Annotated in this window: 16 protein-coding genes; 4 read left to right on the top strand and 12 right to left on the bottom strand. The window is 73.2% G+C overall.

Annotated elements, in window-relative coordinates:
• Nucleotides 1-87 precede the first annotated feature (87 nt).
• Nucleotides 88-3,897 carry a heterodisulfide reductase-related iron-sulfur binding cluster gene (locus LIV55_RS12195; protein WP_229300403.1) on the top strand — a complete coding sequence of 1,270 codons (3,810 nt, stop codon included), beginning with the start codon at nt 88-90 and terminating at the stop codon, nt 3,895-3,897.
• A gap of 97 nt (nt 3,898-3,994) precedes the next feature.
• On the top strand, nt 3,995-4,690 hold the full coding sequence (locus tag LIV55_RS12190) for an MOSC domain-containing protein (protein WP_229300963.1): 696 nt from the start codon (nt 3,995-3,997) through the stop codon (nt 4,688-4,690).
• Between the two features lie 15 nt (nt 4,691-4,705).
• Here LIV55_RS12190 and LIV55_RS12185 read toward each other — a convergent pair whose 3' ends face one another.
• From LIV55_RS12185 to LIV55_RS12160, 6 genes are all read right to left on the bottom strand, one after another.
• On the bottom strand, nt 4,706-5,701 hold the full coding sequence (locus LIV55_RS12185; protein WP_229300402.1) for an enoyl-CoA hydratase/isomerase family protein: 996 nt from the start codon (nt 5,699-5,701) through the stop codon (nt 4,706-4,708).
• Nucleotides 5,698-6,624 (bottom strand): ABC transporter substrate-binding protein, encoded by a 927-nt coding sequence (locus LIV55_RS12180; RefSeq protein ID WP_123091479.1) that lies wholly within the window; start codon nt 6,622-6,624, stop codon nt 5,698-5,700. Before LIV55_RS12180 ends, LIV55_RS12185 begins: the two co-directional genes overlap by 4 nt.
• Nucleotides 6,621-7,367, bottom strand: coding sequence for an ABC transporter permease (locus tag LIV55_RS12175; protein WP_123091480.1), 747 nt, complete (start codon nt 7,365-7,367; stop codon nt 6,621-6,623). Before LIV55_RS12175 ends, LIV55_RS12180 begins: the two co-directional genes overlap by 4 nt.
• A complete protein-coding gene (locus tag LIV55_RS12170; RefSeq protein ID WP_229300401.1) occupies nt 7,364-8,014 on the bottom strand; it encodes an ABC transporter permease in 651 nt (216 codons plus the stop codon). The genes LIV55_RS12175 and LIV55_RS12170 overlap by 4 nt, the downstream gene beginning before the upstream one ends.
• Nucleotides 7,989-9,113: an ABC transporter ATP-binding protein gene (locus tag LIV55_RS12165; RefSeq protein WP_229300400.1), complete on the bottom strand. Its 1,125-nt coding sequence runs from the start codon at nt 9,111-9,113 to the stop codon at nt 7,989-7,991. Before LIV55_RS12165 ends, LIV55_RS12170 begins: the two co-directional genes overlap by 26 nt.
• Before the next feature lie 84 nt (nt 9,114-9,197).
• Entirely contained in the window at nt 9,198-10,622 is a 1,425-nt protein-coding gene (locus LIV55_RS12160) for an amidase (RefSeq protein ID WP_229300399.1), read from the bottom strand.
• A gap of 33 nt (nt 10,623-10,655) precedes the next feature.
• Between LIV55_RS12160 and LIV55_RS12155 the strand changes: the two genes are divergently transcribed.
• Nucleotides 10,656-12,077 (top strand): MFS transporter, encoded by a 1,422-nt coding sequence (locus tag LIV55_RS12155; RefSeq protein ID WP_267493021.1) that lies wholly within the window; start codon nt 10,656-10,658, stop codon nt 12,075-12,077.
• A gap of 12 nt (nt 12,078-12,089) precedes the next feature.
• Here the strand turns inward: LIV55_RS12155 and LIV55_RS12150 are convergent, their stop codons facing one another.
• The 6 genes from LIV55_RS12150 to dcd form a co-directional block, all read right to left on the bottom strand.
• Entirely contained in the window at nt 12,090-13,478 is a 1,389-nt protein-coding gene (locus LIV55_RS12150) for an LGFP repeat-containing protein (RefSeq protein ID WP_123091482.1), read from the bottom strand.
• The gene (locus LIV55_RS12145; protein ID WP_123091483.1) at nt 13,475-13,972 is read right to left on the bottom strand and encodes a hypothetical protein; all 498 of its coding nucleotides are present in this window, start codon (nt 13,970-13,972) and stop codon (nt 13,475-13,477) included. The genes LIV55_RS12150 and LIV55_RS12145 overlap by 4 nt, the downstream gene beginning before the upstream one ends.
• The gene (locus tag LIV55_RS12140; protein WP_229300397.1) at nt 13,969-14,577 is read right to left on the bottom strand and encodes a sulfite exporter TauE/SafE family protein; all 609 of its coding nucleotides are present in this window, start codon (nt 14,575-14,577) and stop codon (nt 13,969-13,971) included. The genes LIV55_RS12145 and LIV55_RS12140 overlap by 4 nt, the downstream gene beginning before the upstream one ends.
• Nucleotides 14,578-14,669: 92 nt before the next feature.
• A complete protein-coding gene (locus LIV55_RS12135) occupies nt 14,670-15,440 on the bottom strand; it encodes a hypothetical protein (protein ID WP_229300396.1) in 771 nt (256 codons plus the stop codon).
• Nucleotides 15,437-15,964 carry a MauE/DoxX family redox-associated membrane protein gene (locus LIV55_RS12130; RefSeq protein ID WP_229300395.1) on the bottom strand — a complete coding sequence of 176 codons (528 nt, stop codon included), beginning with the start codon at nt 15,962-15,964 and terminating at the stop codon, nt 15,437-15,439. The genes LIV55_RS12135 and LIV55_RS12130 overlap by 4 nt, the downstream gene beginning before the upstream one ends.
• On the bottom strand, nt 15,961-16,542 hold the full coding sequence (gene dcd, locus LIV55_RS12125; RefSeq protein ID WP_123091487.1) for a dCTP deaminase: 582 nt from the start codon (nt 16,540-16,542) through the stop codon (nt 15,961-15,963). The genes LIV55_RS12130 and dcd overlap by 4 nt, the downstream gene beginning before the upstream one ends.
• 152 nt (nt 16,543-16,694) lie before the next feature.
• Between dcd and LIV55_RS12120 the strand changes: the two genes are divergently transcribed.
• On the top strand, nt 16,695-17,819 hold the full coding sequence (locus tag LIV55_RS12120) for an alkene reductase (protein WP_191564493.1): 1,125 nt from the start codon (nt 16,695-16,697) through the stop codon (nt 17,817-17,819).
• Nucleotides 17,820-17,848 lie beyond the last annotated feature (29 nt).

The raw sequence follows: 17,848 nt of genomic DNA, 5'->3' as shown, positions 1-17,848 counted from the left end.
AGCCGGCCGACGCCGGCCACGCCGGGGGCGGCGAGCAAGGTCACAGCCGGGGCGACGAGCCCGTTACCCGCCCGTAGGATTCGCGACATGTCCGCTCTGGAGATCGTCGCCCTCGTCATCGGGCTGACCGTGACCGTCGTCGGGTGGGCCATGCTGGCCCGCGCCGTGCGGCACTTCGTCAGCACCTTCAAGCTCGGCCAGCCCGACTCGAGCCGCACGGACCGCCCCGCGGTCCGCACGACGACGCTCTTCCGGGAGTTCCTCGGGCACACCCGCATGGCCCGTCTGCCGGTCGTGGCGATCGCCCACTGGGTGACGATGCTCTCCTTCGGGATCCTCTTCCTCACCCTCGTCCAGGCCACCTTCCAGCTGGCCGACCCCCACTTCGTGCTCCCGCTCATCGGGCACTTCTGGCCCTACGAGTGGGTCACCGAGCTCTTCGCCGTCGGCGGCCTCGTCGGCATCGTCGCGCTCATCGCGATCCGCCAGAAGAACCACCCGCGCTCGGCGGCGGGCGAGGACGGCCGCCGCTCGCGCTTCTACGGCTCGACCTTCTGGCAGGCGTACTACGTCGAGGCGACGATCCTCGGCGTCGCGCTGTGCATCACCCTGCTGCGCGGTCTCGAGTACGCGCTCCTGCGCAGCACGGGCGAGACCGAGCAGGCCACGCTGCTGCACTTCCCGCTCACCGCATGGCTCGGCGCGATCTTCGGCGGTCTGTCCGTCGGGGCGCTCGAGGCGGCGATCGTCGTCGTCGCGCTCGTCAAGCTGCTCATCTCCTACGCGTGGATGATCACCGTCTCGCTCAACCCGACGATGGGCGTCGCCTGGCACCGCTTCCTCGCGTTCTTCAACATCTACTTCAAGCGGCACGCGGACGGCGCGACCTCGCTCGGGGCGCTCCAGCCGATGACGGTGGGCGGCAAGCCCTTCTCCATGGAGGTCATGGAGGAGATGGAGGAGACCGAGGACGAGATCAGCCTCGGCGTCGGCAAGGTCGAGGACTTCACGTGGAAGGGCCTGCTCGACTTCTCCACGTGCACGGAGTGCGGTCGCTGCCAGAGCCAGTGCCCCGCGTGGAACACCGACAAGCCGCTCTCGCCGAAGATGCTCATGATGACGCTGCGTGATCACGCGCACGCCAAGGCCCCCTTCGTCGCCGCCGCCCGCGACGTCTCCGGGATCATCTCGAGCGGCTCGGCCAGCCCGCAGACCGCGAAGGGGGCGATCCCCGCCTCGGCCTTCGCCACCGGGGCGGGCGAGACGGCCACCGACGGTGGGTTGGTCGCCACGGCGACCGCGATCGACTGGGACGCGATGTCGCTCGTCGGCCAGACCGGCTACGACGTCGACAACCCGCTGTCGGCCTACAACCCGCACGGGCCCGACGCCGTCATCGACGAGGACGTCCTGTGGTCGTGCACGACGTGCGGCGCGTGCGTCGAGCAGTGCCCCGTGGACATCGAGCACGTCGACCACATCGTCGACATGCGCCGCTACCAGAACCTCATCGAGTCGGCCTTCCCGAGCGAGCTCGGCGGCCTCTTCAAGAAGCTCGAGAGCAAGGGCAACCCGTGGGGCATGGGCGCGAAGGCGCGCATGGACTGGGCCAAGGATCTGCCCTTCACCGTCAAGGTGCTCGGCGAGGACGTCGAGTCCGCCGACGAGGTCGACTACCTCTTCTGGGTCGGCTGCGCCGGCGCATACGAGGACCGCGCGAAGAAGACGACGCGCGCCGTGGCCGAGCTCTTCGACATCGCCGGGGTGGACTTCGCCGTCCTCGGCAACGGCGAGACGTGCACCGGTGACTCCGCCCGCCGCGCGGGCAACGAGGTCCTCTTCCAGATGCTCGCCGAGCAGAACGTCGCGACGCTCGACGAGGTCGGCGCGACGAAGATCGTCGTCACCTGCGCCCACTGCTTCAACACCATCAAGAACGAGTACCCCCAGCTCGGCGGCACCTACGAGGTGCTCCACCACACCCAGCTGCTCAACCGTCTCGTCCGGGAGAAGAAGCTCGCCCCGGTGCGCCGCCCCAGCGCCCCGGAGAAGTCGAGCCTGAAGAACGTCGCCTCCACGGGCACGAGCGTGACCTACCACGACCCGTGCTACCTCGGTCGGCACAACCAGGTGTACGCCCCGCCGCGGGAGCTCATCGGGGCCCTGCCCGGTGTCGAGCTGCGCGAGATGGAGCGCACCAAGGAGAAGTCTTTCTGCTGCGGCGCCGGTGGCGCGCGCATGTGGATGGAGGAGCAGCTCGGCTCGCGGATCAACCTCAACCGCACGGAGGAGGCCATCGCGACCGGTGCCGAGCGCATCGCCGTCGGCTGCCCCTTCTGTCGCGTCATGCTCAGCGACGGCCTGACGGCCAAGCAGTCCGAGGGCGCGAGCGAGGACATCGAGGTCGTCGACATCGCCCAGATGCTCCTCGCCTCGGTCCGTGAGGCACCGGAGACGGCGGGGACGACGGAGTCGCAGGAGCAGGCGCAGGCCGAGCCCAAGACGGCCGTGCCCGCCCCGCAGGACGGCCAGGACGCGAAGGGGGCGACCCCCGAGCCCCCGAGCGCGGCCGAGACCGCCGCGACGGCGGCAGCCGTCGAGGAGGCCGGCGAGGACCCGGAGGCCGTCGAGGGTCGCGAGACCGTCACCGACCAGAACTCCGCCCCGTCGTGGGAGTCCGAGGGTGCCGCGTCGGCCAATGCCGCTCCGTCCTGGGAGAGCGAGACCCCGCAGGCCGCCCCGGCCGAGACGAAGGAGGAGCCGGCCACGGCTCCCTCCGACGCTGCGGCCGCCAACGCCGCACCGTCGTGGGAGTCCGAGGGCGCCGCATCGGCCAACGCCGCACCGTCGTGGGAGTCCGAGGGCGCCGCATCGGCCAACGCCGCACCGTCGTGGGAGTCCGAGACCCTGCAGGCCGCCCCGACCGAGGCGAAGGACGAGCCGGCCAGGGCGCAGTCCGACGCTGCGGCAGCGAACGCCGCACCGTCGTGGGAGTCCGAGACCCCGCAGGCCGCCCCGACCGAGGCGAAGGACGAGCCGGCCACGGCACCGTCCGACGCTGCGGCAGCGAACGCCGCACCGTCGTGGGAGACCGAGACCCCGCAGGCCGCCCCGACCGAGGCGAAGGACGAGCCGGCCACGGCGCAGTCCGACGCTGCGGGAGCGAACGCCGCACCGTCGTGGGAGACCAGCTCGCTCGCCCCCACCGGCGGGGGCGAGCCGGAGTCCCCGGCCGCAGGTGAGGCCAAGGAGCCCGAGGTCGGCGGTCAGGAAACCGTCACCGGCTCCGAGGAGCCCACCCAGGGCGAGGTCACCCCGACCGAGCCCGCGGCGGACCAGCCCTCCCCTGCGAGTGACCAGGCCGCGGCCAACGCCGCCCCCTCATGGGAGACCGAGGTCGCCTCGGCGAACGCCGCGCCGTCCTGGGAGACCTCCTCCCCCGCCCCGGCCGCCCAGCCCGAGCCGGAGTCCCCGGCCGCGGGCGAGGCCACGGAGCCCGAGGTCGGCGGGCAGGAGGCCGTCACCGGCTCCGAGGAGCCCACCCAGGGCGAGGTCACCCCGACCGAGCCGGCGTCAGATGCGCCGACCCCGGCCGGTGACACGGCGTCGGACGGCGACCTCGCGGCGCAGAACGCCGCCCCGTCCTGGGAGACCTCCTCCCCCGCCCCGGCCGCCCAGCCCGAGCCGGAGTCCCCGACCGCGGGCGAGGCCACGGAGCCCGAGGTCGGCGGGCAGGAGACCGTCACCGGCTCCGAGGAGCCCACCCAGGGCGAGGTCACCCCGACCGAGCCCGCGGCGGACACCCCTTCGCCCGCTGAGCCGTCCGCCACGGCCACGTCCGAGGACACCGATCTCGACGACCTGCGCCAGCAGAACGCGAAGCCCTCCTGGGAGTGACCACCCGATGACGAAGGGGGACTCGCGGATCGGCGGGTCCCCCTTCGTCATGTCTGCGACCCGGCCGGCCGGCACCCGATAGCGTCGTCGGGTGCCCATGACCCTGCGCAGCATCCGTCGCTACCCGGTGAAGTCGATGGGCGGCGAAGACCTGCAGCACGTCGACGTCGACCGACGAGGCCTCGTCGGGGATCGCTGGTACGCGGTGGTCGACGACGACGGCAAGCTCGCGTCGGGCAAGAGCAGCCGCCGCTTCCGCCGGCGCGACGCGGTCTTCGAGCACCGGGCCACCACGCGGTCCGACGGCACCGTCGAGGTGTCGTGGGGTGGTGGGTCCGCGTCGGCCGAAGACCCGGTCCTCGATGCTCACCTCAGCGAGGCGATGTCGGCGATCGTCCGGGTGCTCCCCGAGACGAGCACCCCGCACTTCGACTCGGGTCACGTCTCCCTCGTCGGGACCGCCACCCTTGCCTGGTGCGAGGAGCGCTGGGGGGTGGCCGCCGACCCGCGTCGGCTCCGGGCCAACCTCGTCGTCGAGACGGACGAGCCCTTCGTCGAGGACGACTGGGTCGGCCGCCCGGTCGCCGTCGGCGAGGTCACCCTCGTCGTGGCCGAGCGGATCCCCCGGTGCCGCATGATCGACATCGACCAGGACGGGGCGATCGCGCCCGGCGACGGATGGCTCAAGCGCCTGGCCGCCGAGCGCGAGACGTGCGCAGCCGTCTACCTCGACGTCGAGCGCGGCGGGGTGCTGCGGGTCGGCGACGAGGTCGTCGTCGGCCCGCTCGGGTGAGCGCGCGGGTCCTCGTCAGCCGAGGTAGGCGGCGACCTGCTCGGGGGTGACGTCCTCGACCCGCTCGTGCTGCCAGTGGGGGGTGCGGTCCTTGTCGACGAGCTGGGCGCGGACCCCTTCGGCGAAGTCGGAGCCGTCGAGCATCGCCGCGGCGAGGGCCGCGTCGGCGTCGAGCACCTCGGCGAGCGAGCCCGCCGACGCCGCGCGGCGCAGGTGCGCCAGGGTGATGGCGACGGCGAGCGGAGATCGCGACCGGATGACCTGCGCAGCCTCATGTGCCGCCTCGACGCCGCTCTGCTCGAGCCGGGCGACGACTGCAGAGGCGTCGTCGCCCGCGTAGCACGCGCGGGTCCAGCTGCGCTGCGCGTCGAGCGACGACGCGACCTCGCCCGTCGCCGGGACCTTGACGGGCGCTCCGTCGGCGATCGAGGCCAGCAGCCCCTCCACCTCACCGGAGTCGACGACGACGTCGGCGAGCCCGAGCACGACGGCGTCCGGCCCGTCGAAGGTGGCGCCCGTCAGAGCCACGTGCGTGCCGAGCTCGTCGGGCGAGCGCGACAGGCGGTAGGTCGCGCCGACGTCGGGGAAGAAGCCGATCCCCGTCTCGGGCATGGCCATCCGCGTGCGCTCGGTGACGAGCCGCAGGTCGGCGTTCATCCCAAGCCCCACGCCGCCGCCCATCGTGATGCCGTCCATGACGGCGACGACGGGCTTGGCGTAGTCGGCGAGGGCCAGGTCGACCGCGTACTCCTGCGCGAAGAAGGCGGCCGCGTCGTGGCCGTCGAGGTGGGCCTGACGCACCGCGCGGACGTCGCCCCCCGCGCAGAACCCCCGCTCCCCCGCCCCGACGAGCGCGACCGCGTGCACCGCGTCGTCGTCACGCCACCGGTCGAGCACCTCGGTGACCGACTGCATCATCGACAGGTCGAGCGCGTTGATCGCGCGCGGCCGGTTGAGCGTGATGACGCCGAGGACACCTCGGACCTGCGTGAGGACCGAGGGCTCGCTCACGCGAGACCCTGCTCCTCGAGGAAGGCCTGCGCGACGTCCTTCGGGTCCTCCTTGTCGATGTCCGTGCGCTTGAGCAGGTCCGCGACGACCTCGGTCGTCAGCTTCTCCGAGACCGCGTTGAGCGTCTCGGCGACGGCCTCCTCCTGGTCCTTGCGCACGAGCGGCACGATGTTCTGGCTGCCGTAGAGCTTCTTGTCGTCCTCGAGCACGACGAAGTCGTTCTCGGCGATCGAGGGGTCGGTGCTGAAGATGTTCGCCGCGTCGACCTGGCCGTTCTTCAGCGCCTGCACCGTGGCCTGACCGGGCTTGAGCGGCCGGAAGCTGCCGAAGGTGATGTCGTAGGTCTTCTTCAGCCCGGGGATGCCCTGCGCGCGGCTCTTGAACTCCGGCGGCGCGGCGAGGGTGAGGTCACCGGCGATCGGCTGGAGGTCCGAGACCTTCGTCAGCGACTTGCTGTCCGCGGTCTCCTTGGTGACGACGATGGAGTCGTTGTCCTCGGCGGCCGACTTGTCGAGGACGGCGAGGGTGTCGGGCAGGGCGGCCTCAAGCGCCTCGTAGGTCTTCTCCGGGTCGGTCTCGGCGAAGTCCTTGTCGTAGTACAGGGCGAGCGCGCCGGTGTACTCGGGCACGACCTGGACCGAGCCCTCCTCGAGCGCCTTGAGGTAGACCTCGCGGGCGCCGATGCCGGTCTTCGTCGAGGCGTCGACGCCCTTGGCCTTGAGGGCCCCGGCGTAGATCTCGGCGAGCAGGATCGACTCGGAGAAGTCGGCGGAGCCGACGACGACGCTGCCCGAGCCGCCGCCGCCCTCCTGCGAGGTGGACGAGCTGGCCAGCGGGTCGTCCCCGCCGCCGCAGGCGGCGAGTCCGGTCAGGGCCGCGAGGCCGGTGAGGGCGAGGGCCGATCGGCGGGTCACGGTGCTCATGCGATGTCTCCTGTGGTGGGTGCCGTCGAGCGGCGAAGGGGGGTGCGCCGATGGGTGGCGCGGGTGGGGTCGGCCCGAAGGCCTGGTGAGACGACGAGCCGGCCGACGCTCGAGGCGACGAGGTCGAGCAGCACGGCGAGGAGGGCGACGAGGACGGCGCCCCCGGCGGTCTGCGCGTAGTCCTGGACGGCGAGGCCGTCGATGATGAAGCGGCCGAGACCGCCGAGGCCGACGTAGGCGGCGATGGTCGCCGTGGCGACGACCTGGAGCAGCGCGGAGCGCAGCCCGGACAGCATGAGCGGCAGCGCGCAGGGGATCTCGACCTGGCGCAGCACCTGCCCGGAGGACAGGCCGACCCCCTTCGCCGCGTCGCGGGCAGCCGGGTCGACGGCCTCGACACCGGCGTAGGTGCCCGAGAGCAGCGGGGGCACGGCGAGCAGGACGAGCACGATGACGCTCGGCAGGAGGAAGTACAACTCACCGCTCAGCCGCGGTCCGAGCCACAGCACGAGCGCGAAGAGCAGACCGAGGGTCGGCACGGCGCGCAGCGCGTTGGCCAGCGACACGAGCCACCGGCCGCGGCCGGTGTGCCCGACCCACAGACCGAGCGGGATGGCGATGGCGGCCGCGAGGACGAGGACGATCGCCGTGTACATGAGGTGCTCGAGCAGACGGGCCCCGATGCCGCCGTCACCCTGCCAGGACGACGCGCTCGTCAGCCACTCGATGATCGAGGAGGTCATGCGCGCGCCCCCTTCGTGCTCTGGCGCCAGGGGGTGAGCAGTCGCTCGGCGAGGCGGATCATCGCGTCGAAGAGCAGGGCGAGCACGACGCAGCCCAGCACGCCGGCCACGAGCTCGCCGCCGATGGCGCGGTTGAAGCCGTCGACGAGGAGGTCGCCGAGCTGGGAGACGCCGACGAGCGAGGCGACGCTCACGATGCTCACGTTGCTCACCGCGGCGACGCGCAACCCTGCGGCGATGACCGGCACGGCGAGCGGCAGCTCGACGGAGAGCAGCCGGCGCACCCGGCCGTACCCGATCGCGGTGGCCGCCTGGGTCGCCTCGGCGGGCACGGAGTCGAGCCCGTCGACGACGGTGCGCACGAGGAGGGCGATCGTGTAGATCGTCATCGCGACGACGACGTTGACCGGCGAGAGGATGCTCGTGCCGAGCAGCAGCGGCATGAGCACGAAGAGGGCCAGCGACGGGATCGTGTAGAGCAGCCCGGAGCCGGTGAGCGCGACGGCGCGCAGCCAGGACAGCCGGTGGGCGAGCCAGCCGAGGACGAGCGAGATGGCCAGGCCGATGATCAGAGGCAGCCCGGCGAGCCAGGTGTGCCGCAGCGCCAGCCGGGCGATGTCGTCAGGATGCTCGAGGATCCACTCCATCGTCGCCTCCCTCGGGACGCTCCTGCTCCTCGATGACACGCACGACCTCGGGTGCCCGGCACGTGCCGACGAGCACGCCGTCGGCGTCGACGACGACACCGCGCCGGCTCGGCGAGGACAACGCCGCGTCGAGCGCGGAGCGCAGCGAGCCACCCTCGCGGGCGAGGGTGCCGCCGAGCGCGAGGTCAGTCTCGACGAAGGAGTCGCCGAGACGCTCGGGCTGCACCCAGCCGAGCGGGCGCGACTCCTCGTCGACGACGAGCGCCCAGCCCCCGACACCGACCCGGCGAGCCGCGTCGCCGGAGTCGCCGAGGACGACGCTCGCCTCGTCGTGCAGCGGGATGCGGGCCCCGTCGAAGCCGAGCGCGCGGTAGCCGCGGTCCTTGCCGAGGAAGTCCGCGACGAAGGCGTCGGCCGGGTGGGTGAGCAGCTGGTGGGGCGTGGCGAGCTGGGCGATCTGCCCGCCGACCCGCAGCACGGCGATGTGGTCGCCGAGCTTGATCGCCTCGTCGATGTCGTGGGTGACGAGGACGATGGTCTTGCCGAGCTCGTCCTGCAGGCGCAGGAACTCCTCCTGCAGCTGCTCGCGCACGACGGGGTCGACGGCGGAGAAGGGCTCGTCCATGAGCATGACGGGCGGGTCCGCGGCCAGGGCGCGGGCGACCCCGACCCGCTGCTGCTGGCCGCCCGAGAGCTGGCTGGGGTAGCGCTTGGCCAGCGAGGCGTCGAGACCGACGAGCTCCATGAGCTCGCGGGCGCGGCTCAGCGACTGACGCTTGTCCTGCCCGAGGAGCATCGGCACCGTGGCGATGTTGCGCTCGATGGTGCGGTGCGGGAAGAGGCCGCCGTGCTGGATGACGTAGCCGATGCCGCGGCGCAGCTCGGCGGCGTCCATCGACATGATGTCGGCGTCACCGACGGTGATCGTCCCGCTCGTCGGGTCGATCATGCGGTTGATCATCCGCAAGGTCGTCGTCTTGCCGCAGCCGGACGGCCCGACGAGGACGGTGATCTTGCCGGTCGGGGCGACGAGGCTGAGGTCGTCCACCGCGGTCGTGCCGTCCGGGTACTGCTTGGTGACTCCGTCGAGCCGGATCATCTTCAGGCCTCCTGCCGTTGGCTCGCCAAACTTAACCGAGGACCACCGACAGCGCCCCGCGCATGTCGAGGCTCTTTGCCCAGGTCAGTCCTGGATCCGGGCGAAGGGCCGAGCGGCCTCGATCTCGAAGGCGAGCTCGAGCAGGAGGCGGTCTGCCCCCCGCCGCGCCTGGACCATGACGCCGATGGGTGTGCCGTCGTGCGTGCGCCCGAGCGGCAGCGAGATCGCGGGGGCCCCGGTGACGTTGTGCAGGGGGGTGAAACCGACGTACGCGGAGACCCGCTCGAGATGGGTCTCGAAGTCGAGGTCGGCCGCGAGGTAGCCGATCGGCGGGGTCGTGTGCGTGAGGACCGGGCTGACGACGACGTCGACGTCGCCGAAGGTGCGGTCGTAGACGGCGCCCGCCGCGGCGACGCGGGCCAGCGTGTACGGCGTCTGCCAGATCTTGCGGGCGAAGCGGCGCGACAGCCCGAGGGTGAAGGGGTCGAGCCGGTCGCGGTCGAAGCCCGCGCCGAACATCCGCGGCCCGTTCCGGTGGATCCCGAAGGCGAGCATCGACCAGTAGTGGAGGAAGTCCTCCTTGAAGCGCAGCGGCACCGCGGCGTCGTAGTCCTCGACGTCGTGCCCGAGCCCGGCGAGCAGCTCGCCGGTCGCGCGCACCGCGGCCGCCGTCGGGGCGTCGGTCGCTGGTGCGAGCGGGCTGTCGACGAGCACCCCGACGCGCAGCCGTCGCTCGACCGGCCCCTCGACGAGCCCGACCGGCTCGAGCGAGCGCGGGGGACGGTGCCGCTCGGCGGCGGCGAGGTAGCGCGCCGTGTCGCGCACGGTGCGGGTGAGGACGCCGTCGACGACGATCGGGACGGGCATCCCCTTCGTCGTCTCGTCGCCGGCCAGCCGGCCGCGGGTCGTCTTGAGACCGACGAGACCGCACGCGGCGGCGGGGATGCGGATCGAGCCGCCGCCGTCGTTGCCGTGGGCGAAGGGGAGCGCCCCGGACGCGACGAGCGCGGCGGTGCCCCCAGACGAGCCGCCGGACGACAGCGACGTGTCCCAGGGGTTTCGTGTGACGTCGGCGATGCGCTCGGTCGTCGCGGTCCAGCCGAAGGGAGGGCACGTCGTCTGCACGACGGGGACGGCCCCGGTCGAGAGCAGCTGCGTCACGACGTCGCCGTCCCGGCTGCTGCGGCGCTCGGGGACCGCGTCGGAGCCCATCCGCAGGGGCAGGCCGGTGGCGACGACGTTCTCCTTGATCGCCGTCGGCACGCCGTGGAAGGCGCCCGGCCCACCGGCACCGATCGCGTCGGCCCGGCGGCGGGCGCGCTCGTCGTCCCACTCGGCCACGGCGCCGAGCACCTCGACCGAGCGGATGCGCTCCACCGCGGCGTCGACCGCCTCGCGCGGGGTGATCTCGCCGGAGCGCACGCGAGCAGCCACGCCCGTCGCGTCGTCGTCGCGCAGCGCGTCGTCGGCGAAGGCGTGGACGCGGGTCTGGGTCGCGGACGTCGTCATGACCACCACGTTACCCGCGGGTAGGAGCGCATGATGGTCGTCGTGACCGCGCCCTCCCCCGAGCTCGTCAGCCGCACCTCGGCGCAGGGACGGCTCGCGCTCACCGCCGTGACCCTGGGCTCGGGCATCGCCCTGCTCGACGGGACGATCGTCGGCATCGCGCTGCCGACGATCGGGCGCGGCCTCGGCAGCAGCCTCTCCGGCCTGCAGTGGGTCAACAACGGCTACATCCTCGCGCTCGCCTCGCTCATCCTGCTCGGCGGCAGCCTCGGCGACCGGCTCGGCCGGCGCCGGGTCTACCTCGTCGGCGTCGTGTGGTTCGCCCTGGCCTCCCTGGGCTGCGCGCTCGCCTGGTCGACCGAGTCGCTCGTCGTCGGGCGGGTCGTCCAGGGCATCGGCGCCGCGCTGCTCACCCCGGGCGCGCTCGCGATCATCCAGTCGAGCTTCCGCCCCGAGGACAGGGCGCGGGCGATCGGCACCTGGGCCGGCGTCTCGGGCATCGCGACCGCGATCGGCCCCTTCCTCGGCGGATGGGTGCTCGACCACCTCAGCTGGCACTGGCTCTTCGCCATCAACGTGCCCCTGTGCGTCCTCGTCGTCGTGCTCACCCTGCGGGCGGTGCCGGAGAGCCGGGGCGTCTCGGTGACCGGCGGCTTCGACGTCGCCGGGACCGTGTACGGTGCGGTGGCGCTCGGGGCGACGACCTGGCTGCTCATCAGCGGTCCCGAGGCGAGCGCCGCCCTCGTGCTCGGCGGGCTCGTCGTCGCCGTCGGGTCGGCCGCTGGCTTCGTCGTCGCCGAGCGTCGCGCCGCCCAGCCACTCGTCCCCTTCGGCCTCTTCGCGTCGCGGGTCTTCGCGACGGCGAACCTCATGACCTTCCTCGTCTACGGGGCGCTCGGCGCCATCATGTTCGTCCTCGTCGTGCAGCTGCAGACCTCCGCCGGGTGGTCACCCCTCGAGTCCGGTCTGGCGACCCTGCCGGTCACGGTGCTCCTGCTCGTGCTCTCACCACGCATGGCCGAGCTCGCGCAGCGCACCGGTCCTCGCCTGCCGATGTCGCTCGGGCCGCTGCTGTGCGCCGCCGGCGTCCTCGTCCTGTCGGCGATCGAGCCGGGCGCCGGCTGGGGTCTCGTCCTCGGCGGGATGGTCGTCTTCGCCCTCGGCCTGGCCACGCTCGTCTCCCCCCTCACTGCGGCCGTGCTCGCGGCGGCGCCGGACCGGCTCGCCGGGTCGGCCAGCGGCATCAACAACGCGGTCGCGCGCACCGGCACGCTGCTCGCGGTCGCGGCCATCCCCCCGCTCGTCGGGCTGTCCGGCGACGACTACACGGACCCGACGGCGATGACGCAGGGCTACCGGCTGGCGACCTTCGTCGTCGCGGGGCTGCTCCTCGCCGGCGGCCTCGTGTCGTGGTTCGGCCTGGCCGGCACCCGCGGCACGACGACGCAGCGCTGACTCCCACGTCGCTCAGGCGACGATCGTCCCGCCCTCGAAGGTGCCCTCCCACTGGCCGTCGCTGCGCTGCTGCACGTGACCGGTGGGGTAGCCGTAGCGGCCGACGTGGCTGCGCGCCGCCTTCCACGCGTCGAGGACGGGGCCGTAGACCGCCCACGCCTCGCCGGTGCCGAGCGACCAGGTCTCGCCGCGCTGGAAGCGCTGGCGTGTGCCGCGCGCGAGCGTCGAGACATCGGTGGTCGGCATGCCGAGCGCCGTGCCGGCGCCGCGCCCGAAGGTCGTCCACGCGGTGAAGTGGACGCCGGTGACCGCGCGGGTCTCGCCGCCCGACCAGTTCTGGCACACCGCACCGCGCTCGAAGATCTGCTGGTAGCCGTTGGCGACGGCCTGCCGTCCACCGGTCGGGTAGCCGAGCGTGCCTCCCGCGCGCCCGAGCCGCTCCCAGACCTCGTACGCGGTGCCGTGGACGGCGACGAGGGGCTTGCCCTTCGGCGCGGTGATCGCGCCCTTCTGGAAGCGCTGGGTGCTGCCCGTGCTGCCGATGAACTCCGTCGCCACCGGGTAGCCGAGGGTCGGGATCGAGCCGACGGTCGACATCGCCTTGACGACCGCCTCGCGCACCGGGACCGCCGCGGCCTTCGAGGTCGCCTGGTAGATCCGGCCCCCGCTGTAGCGCACGAAGCGGCCGGTGCCGACGCCCCCGGGACGCACGGGGCCGATGGAGTAGCCGAGGTAGGACTTCTGCTCGCCCATCGCGAAGTACTTCGCGCTGATGGCGCCCCACTGGGGCAGCTTGTCCGAGCTGTGCTCGGAGGTGCGGTTGTCGACGAGTGAGAGCGAGGTGCAGCTCTCCCACTCGTAGGGCGGGGTGCAGCTGACGAGGCGGCAGCGCACGCCACCGCTGCAGGCGACGTGGGTGTTGCACTGCCCGTAGCGGAAGGCGCTGCAGCAGTTGCGGCGGTCGTCGCAGCTGCCCGAGACGCCGTGCGAGCACGAGCAGTTCCAGCACTTGCTGTCGCAGATGCCGTCGGAGCAGCCGGTCGTGCACTTCGTGCACCGGGCGTTGCAGTCGACGATGTAGCGGTAGCGCCCGCCGCACCACGACGAGTCCGCGGCCTTCCACCACCCGGCGGCGAAGCTGCCCTCGGGGCAGGCGTTCTTGCCGTTGTTGATGCTCGCGCAGAAGACGGTCCAGCCCGCGCCGGGGCCGGTGCCCGGGCCGCAGATGGAGGCGTAGGCGGTCTGCGGGCGCAGCACGTACCCCTTCGGGTCGGTGGCGATCGCGCTGCCGGCGACGGCCGTGCCGAGCAGGACGCTGCGCCGGTCGACGCCGCGGCCGCCCAGGCGGCGGGCGATGGCCTCGACGACCCGGACGCTCGCGGGCTGGCGTTCGGCGCTCATGAGACCACCGCGCGGATCTTCAGCGTCGAGGCGACGCGCGAGAGCCGGGGCACGGTGACCATCCGGCGCGAGTGCGAGCCGACGACGGCGTAGAGGCAGAAGCCCCGGCCGCCGGCGGTGAAGAACTTCTGCGAGGCGCTGCGACCGGGCACGTAGCGGGCCATCCTGTTCTGGGCGAAGTGGGACGGCGCGAGGGTCGGCACGCCACGGGCGGCGAAGAGCGCGGTGTCGGCGCACTCCTCGCCGTAGTCGACGAGGGCGAGGAAGACGTCGTCGGCGCGCATGCCCGGCACGACGTCGCCGCCGAAGTCGGACAAGGCGCTCGGCAGGGCACGGTTCGACACGTGCAGGACGGGGCGGCTGACGTCGCGCGCCCCCGGCGCCGCGCGCCCGTCGGTCATCGGTGCGGGCTGCAGGACGGGTCGGCGCTGCACGCGGCCGTCCCAGTCGTCGGGGAGCTGGAGCTCGATCCCGTGACGGTCGATGGACCTCATGCGGGGACCCCTGTCAGTGCGGCGGCGAGCAGGACGGCGCCCGAGAGGACGAGCGCGATGGCCGCGACCCTAGCAACGGGCTGCGCCCACCGCCTCAGGGTACGGAAGGTGTCGTGGAGGTCAGAGGGGGTCTGCGCCCGACGGACCCGCAGCAGCGGGAGCGCCCGCACGAGCCCGAAGATCAGCCCGACCAGCCCGCCGGCCCACCACGTCGAGGCGAGCAGCGCGAAGAGGTAGACGGCGTACGTCGTCGTGCTCGTGATGATGGTGACGAAGCCGAGCCCGAGCTGCGCCCCGAAGCCCACCCCCGTGACCCACCCGCGGTAGCGCCCGATCCACGCCTCGTCGACCTGCCGGCGCCAGGACGGCACGGCGTGACCGCCGGCGCGCAGGTCGAGGACAGCACCGAGCAGGAGCAGGAGCGCGAGCAGCCCGAGGACGGCCGGCGAGCCGAGCACCCCGTCGGGCACGACCGAGCCGAGCGTCCCGAGGAGCACTCCGACGAGCGCGCCGGCGAGCGCGGAGGAGATGACGTAGGCGGCGGCCGTGACGGACCACCGGGAGGCGCGTCCCCGCTCACCGAGCGGGGTGATGCTCGAGAGCATCGACTCGCCTCAAGGCGACCACGTGGCGCGCACGGCCGCGACGATCGCCACCGGCACCCCGAGCGCGAGCCCGAGGAGGGTGGGGTCGGGGCTCACGCGCCGTCCCGCCCGGAGGGGTCGGGGTAGAGGCTCGGGTGACCCGGGCCGAGACCGGCGGCGCGCAGCTCGGCGTCGACGGAGGTCGGGTCGTCGCGCTCGCCGCGGTCCTCGAAGGGGGCGGCGGTGCGGTGCTCGTGGTCGGCGACGGCCTGGCCCATGAGGTCGCTGACCTGCGGCCAGGACGAGGCCGAGCCCTCGCCGACGATGTCGCCGTCGACGAGGTAGACGAAGTACGGCGAGCCCGGGACGACGAAGTCGTCCCACGCGGCCGAGGAGCGGACCAGCTCGGCCCCGCCCTCCGCTAGATCGGCGAGCGCGCTCGGGGACTCGCCGTCGTCCCCCTTCGCCACGACGAGGAGGCGGGCCTGACCGGGCACCTCGGTCTCGGTGCGGAAGGCCTGCCAGAAGGCACCGCACACCGTGCACCCGGTGCTGAGGAAGGCCAGGAGGTAGCGACCGCTCGTGAGGTCGACCTGGGCGGGGGCGCCGTCCAGGGTCGCGCCGGAGATGCCGGCGACCCGCACGTGCTGGGAGCGGGCGGGGGCCATGACACCGCGCTCGATCTCGACGGGGACCGGCCCGCCGGCGCCCCCCTCCGCGCTCTCCCGCTCGGCCTGGCGGTCGAGCTCGAGGCCGGCCCCGAGGTCGTGCAGGGCCTTGAGGATGAGGGCGTGGCTGCGCAGCAGGCCGAGGACGAGCATCCCGAGGAGCACGACGGCGATGAGCAGGACGACGACGAGGGTCGTGAGGACGGGGGTGCTCATGAGATGGATCTCCCGGCGGATCGGGCAGCGGCGGCGGTGGCGGTGGGCAGGACGGCGATGACCTGCCAGAGCAGGAAGCCCAGGACGGCGGCAAGCACGACGACGAGCACGGGCTGCACGGACCACCAGGCCTGGGCGGGCGGGGAGACGGCGAGCGCGGCGGCGGCGAGGGCGACGAGGCCCGTCGCCACGGCGTGCGCCCGGGTCGGCGGGGTGTCCGCGCGGCCGAGGCAGCCGCACGACTCGACGACGCCGCCGCGGGCGAGCGCGAGCAGGACGAAGCCGGTGAAGCCGGCGTAGAGCAGGGCGACGGCGGCCGCGGCCGGACGGCTCGGGCCGACGAGGGCGGCGATGCCCGCGACGACCTCGACGACGGCGAGGACCCGCACGAGCGCGGGGCTGCCGGGCAGACCGGCCGAGCGCAACCCGCGCACGGTGTCGGCGGGGTCGAGCACCTTCGGCGCCCCGGCGACGACGAGGAGCACCGCGGCCGCGAGGACGAAGGGGACGAGCGCGTCGGTCATGGGGTGAGACCGCTGCGGTGGAACTTCTCGAAGCTGCGGCTGGCGGTCGGTCCGCGCTGGCCCTGGTAGTGCGACCCGAAGGTGGCGCTGCCGTAGGGCACCTCGGCGGGCGAGGTCAGCCGCATGAAGCAGAACTGGCCGATCTTCATCCCCGGCCACAGCATGATCGGCAGGGTCGCGACGTTGCTCAGCTCGAGGGTCACGTGCCCGGAGAAGCCCGGGTCGACGAAGCCCGCCGTCGCATGGGTCAGCAGACCGAGCCGGCCCAGGCTCGACTTGCCCTCGACCCGCGCGGCGAGGTCGTCGGGCAGGGTGATCGTCTCGAGCGTCGAGCCGAGGACGAACTCGCCCGGGTGCAGCACGAAGCCCTCGGCGGGGTCGACCTCGACGAGCCGGGTGAGCTCGGGCTGGTCCTGCGCGGGGTCGATGACCGGGTACTTGTGGTTGTCGAAGAGCCGGAAGTACCGGTCGAGCCGCACGTCGACGCTGCTCGGCTGGACCATCGCGGGGTCCCACGGGTCGAGCACGACCCGGCCCGCGTCGACCTCGGCGCGGATGTCACGGTCGGAGAGCAGCATGGCGCACACCCTAGTTGGCGCCCTGACGGCCGGCACCGGACGGCCGGGAATCCCCGACGCCCCTGCGCGGTTACGCCCTGGGTGAGACCCGTGCGACGACCCGCTGCCGCGTCGTCGACCCCCGACATCCCCCCTTCGCGAAGGAGGCTCTCGTGAGCCGTACCCCCTCCCCCTTCTCCCCCGTCACGATCGGTCGCTGGGACCTGTCCAACCGTCTCGTCATGGCGCCCCTGACCCGCAACCGCGCCGGCGAGGGCCAGGCCCCGACCGAGCTCAACGCCCGCTACTACGGGCAGCGCGCGAGCGCCGGTCTCATCATCACCGAGGGCAGCCAGCCCAGCGCCGTCGGCCAGGGCTACCTCGCGACGCCCGGCGTCCACAGCGAGGAGCAGGCGAAGGGGTGGCGTCTCGTCGCCGACGCCGTCCACGAGGGCGGCGGCCACGTCGTCGTCCAGCTCATGCACGCCGGTCGCGTCGCCCACCCGGACAACAAGGACGGCCTCGAGACGGTCGCGCCGAGCGCGGTCCGTGCCCCCGGTGAGATCGTCACCGCCGACGGCTCGAAGCCCTTCGCCGAGCCGCGTGCCCTCGAGACCGACGAGCTGGCGAGCGTGCGCGACGAGTTCGTCGCCGCCTCGCGCCTGGCCGTCGACGCCGGTCTCGACGGGGTCGAGCTGCACGCCGCGAACGGCTACCTCCTCCACCAGTTCCTCGCGCCGAGCACGAACCAGCGCACCGACTCCTACGGCGGCTCCCCCGAGGCCCGCGCCCGCTTCGTCGTCGAGGTCGCCCAGGCCGTCGCCGACGAGATCGGCGCCGACCGCGTCGGCATCCGGATCAGCCCCGGGCACCCGGCCAGCGGTATCGAGGAGCCCGACGCCGCAGACCTGCGCGCGACGTACACCTCGCTGCTCGAGCAGCTCGCCCCGATGGACCTCGCGTACCTGTCGATCCTCGCCTTCGACGCCGCGTCGATGGCGCTCACCGGTGAGCTCGCCGAGATCTTCGGCGGCCCGGTGCTGCTCAACACCGGCTTCTCGAAGATCACGACCTACGCCGAGGTCGAGGAGCTGCTCGCCGGCGGCGTCGCGGACGCCGTCGTCGTCGGCCGCCCCTTCCTCGCCAACCCCGACCTCGTGCGGCGCTGGCGCGAGCACGGCGACGACGCGCAGCTCAACACCCCGGACCAGGCCACCTTCTACGGCGGTGGCGCCGAGGGCTACACCGACTACCCGACGCTCGAGGAGATCGAGTCGCAGGAGGGTCGCACCGCCTGAGCGGTCGACGGGCATGGCGAAGGGGGAGG

Source organism: Janibacter melonis (assembly GCF_020567375.1).
Classification (GTDB): domain Bacteria; phylum Actinomycetota; class Actinomycetes; order Actinomycetales; family Dermatophilaceae; genus Marihabitans; species Marihabitans melonis.
The sequence above is the reverse complement of the archived record's forward strand: the minus strand, read 5'-3'. Positions and strand labels throughout refer to the sequence as shown.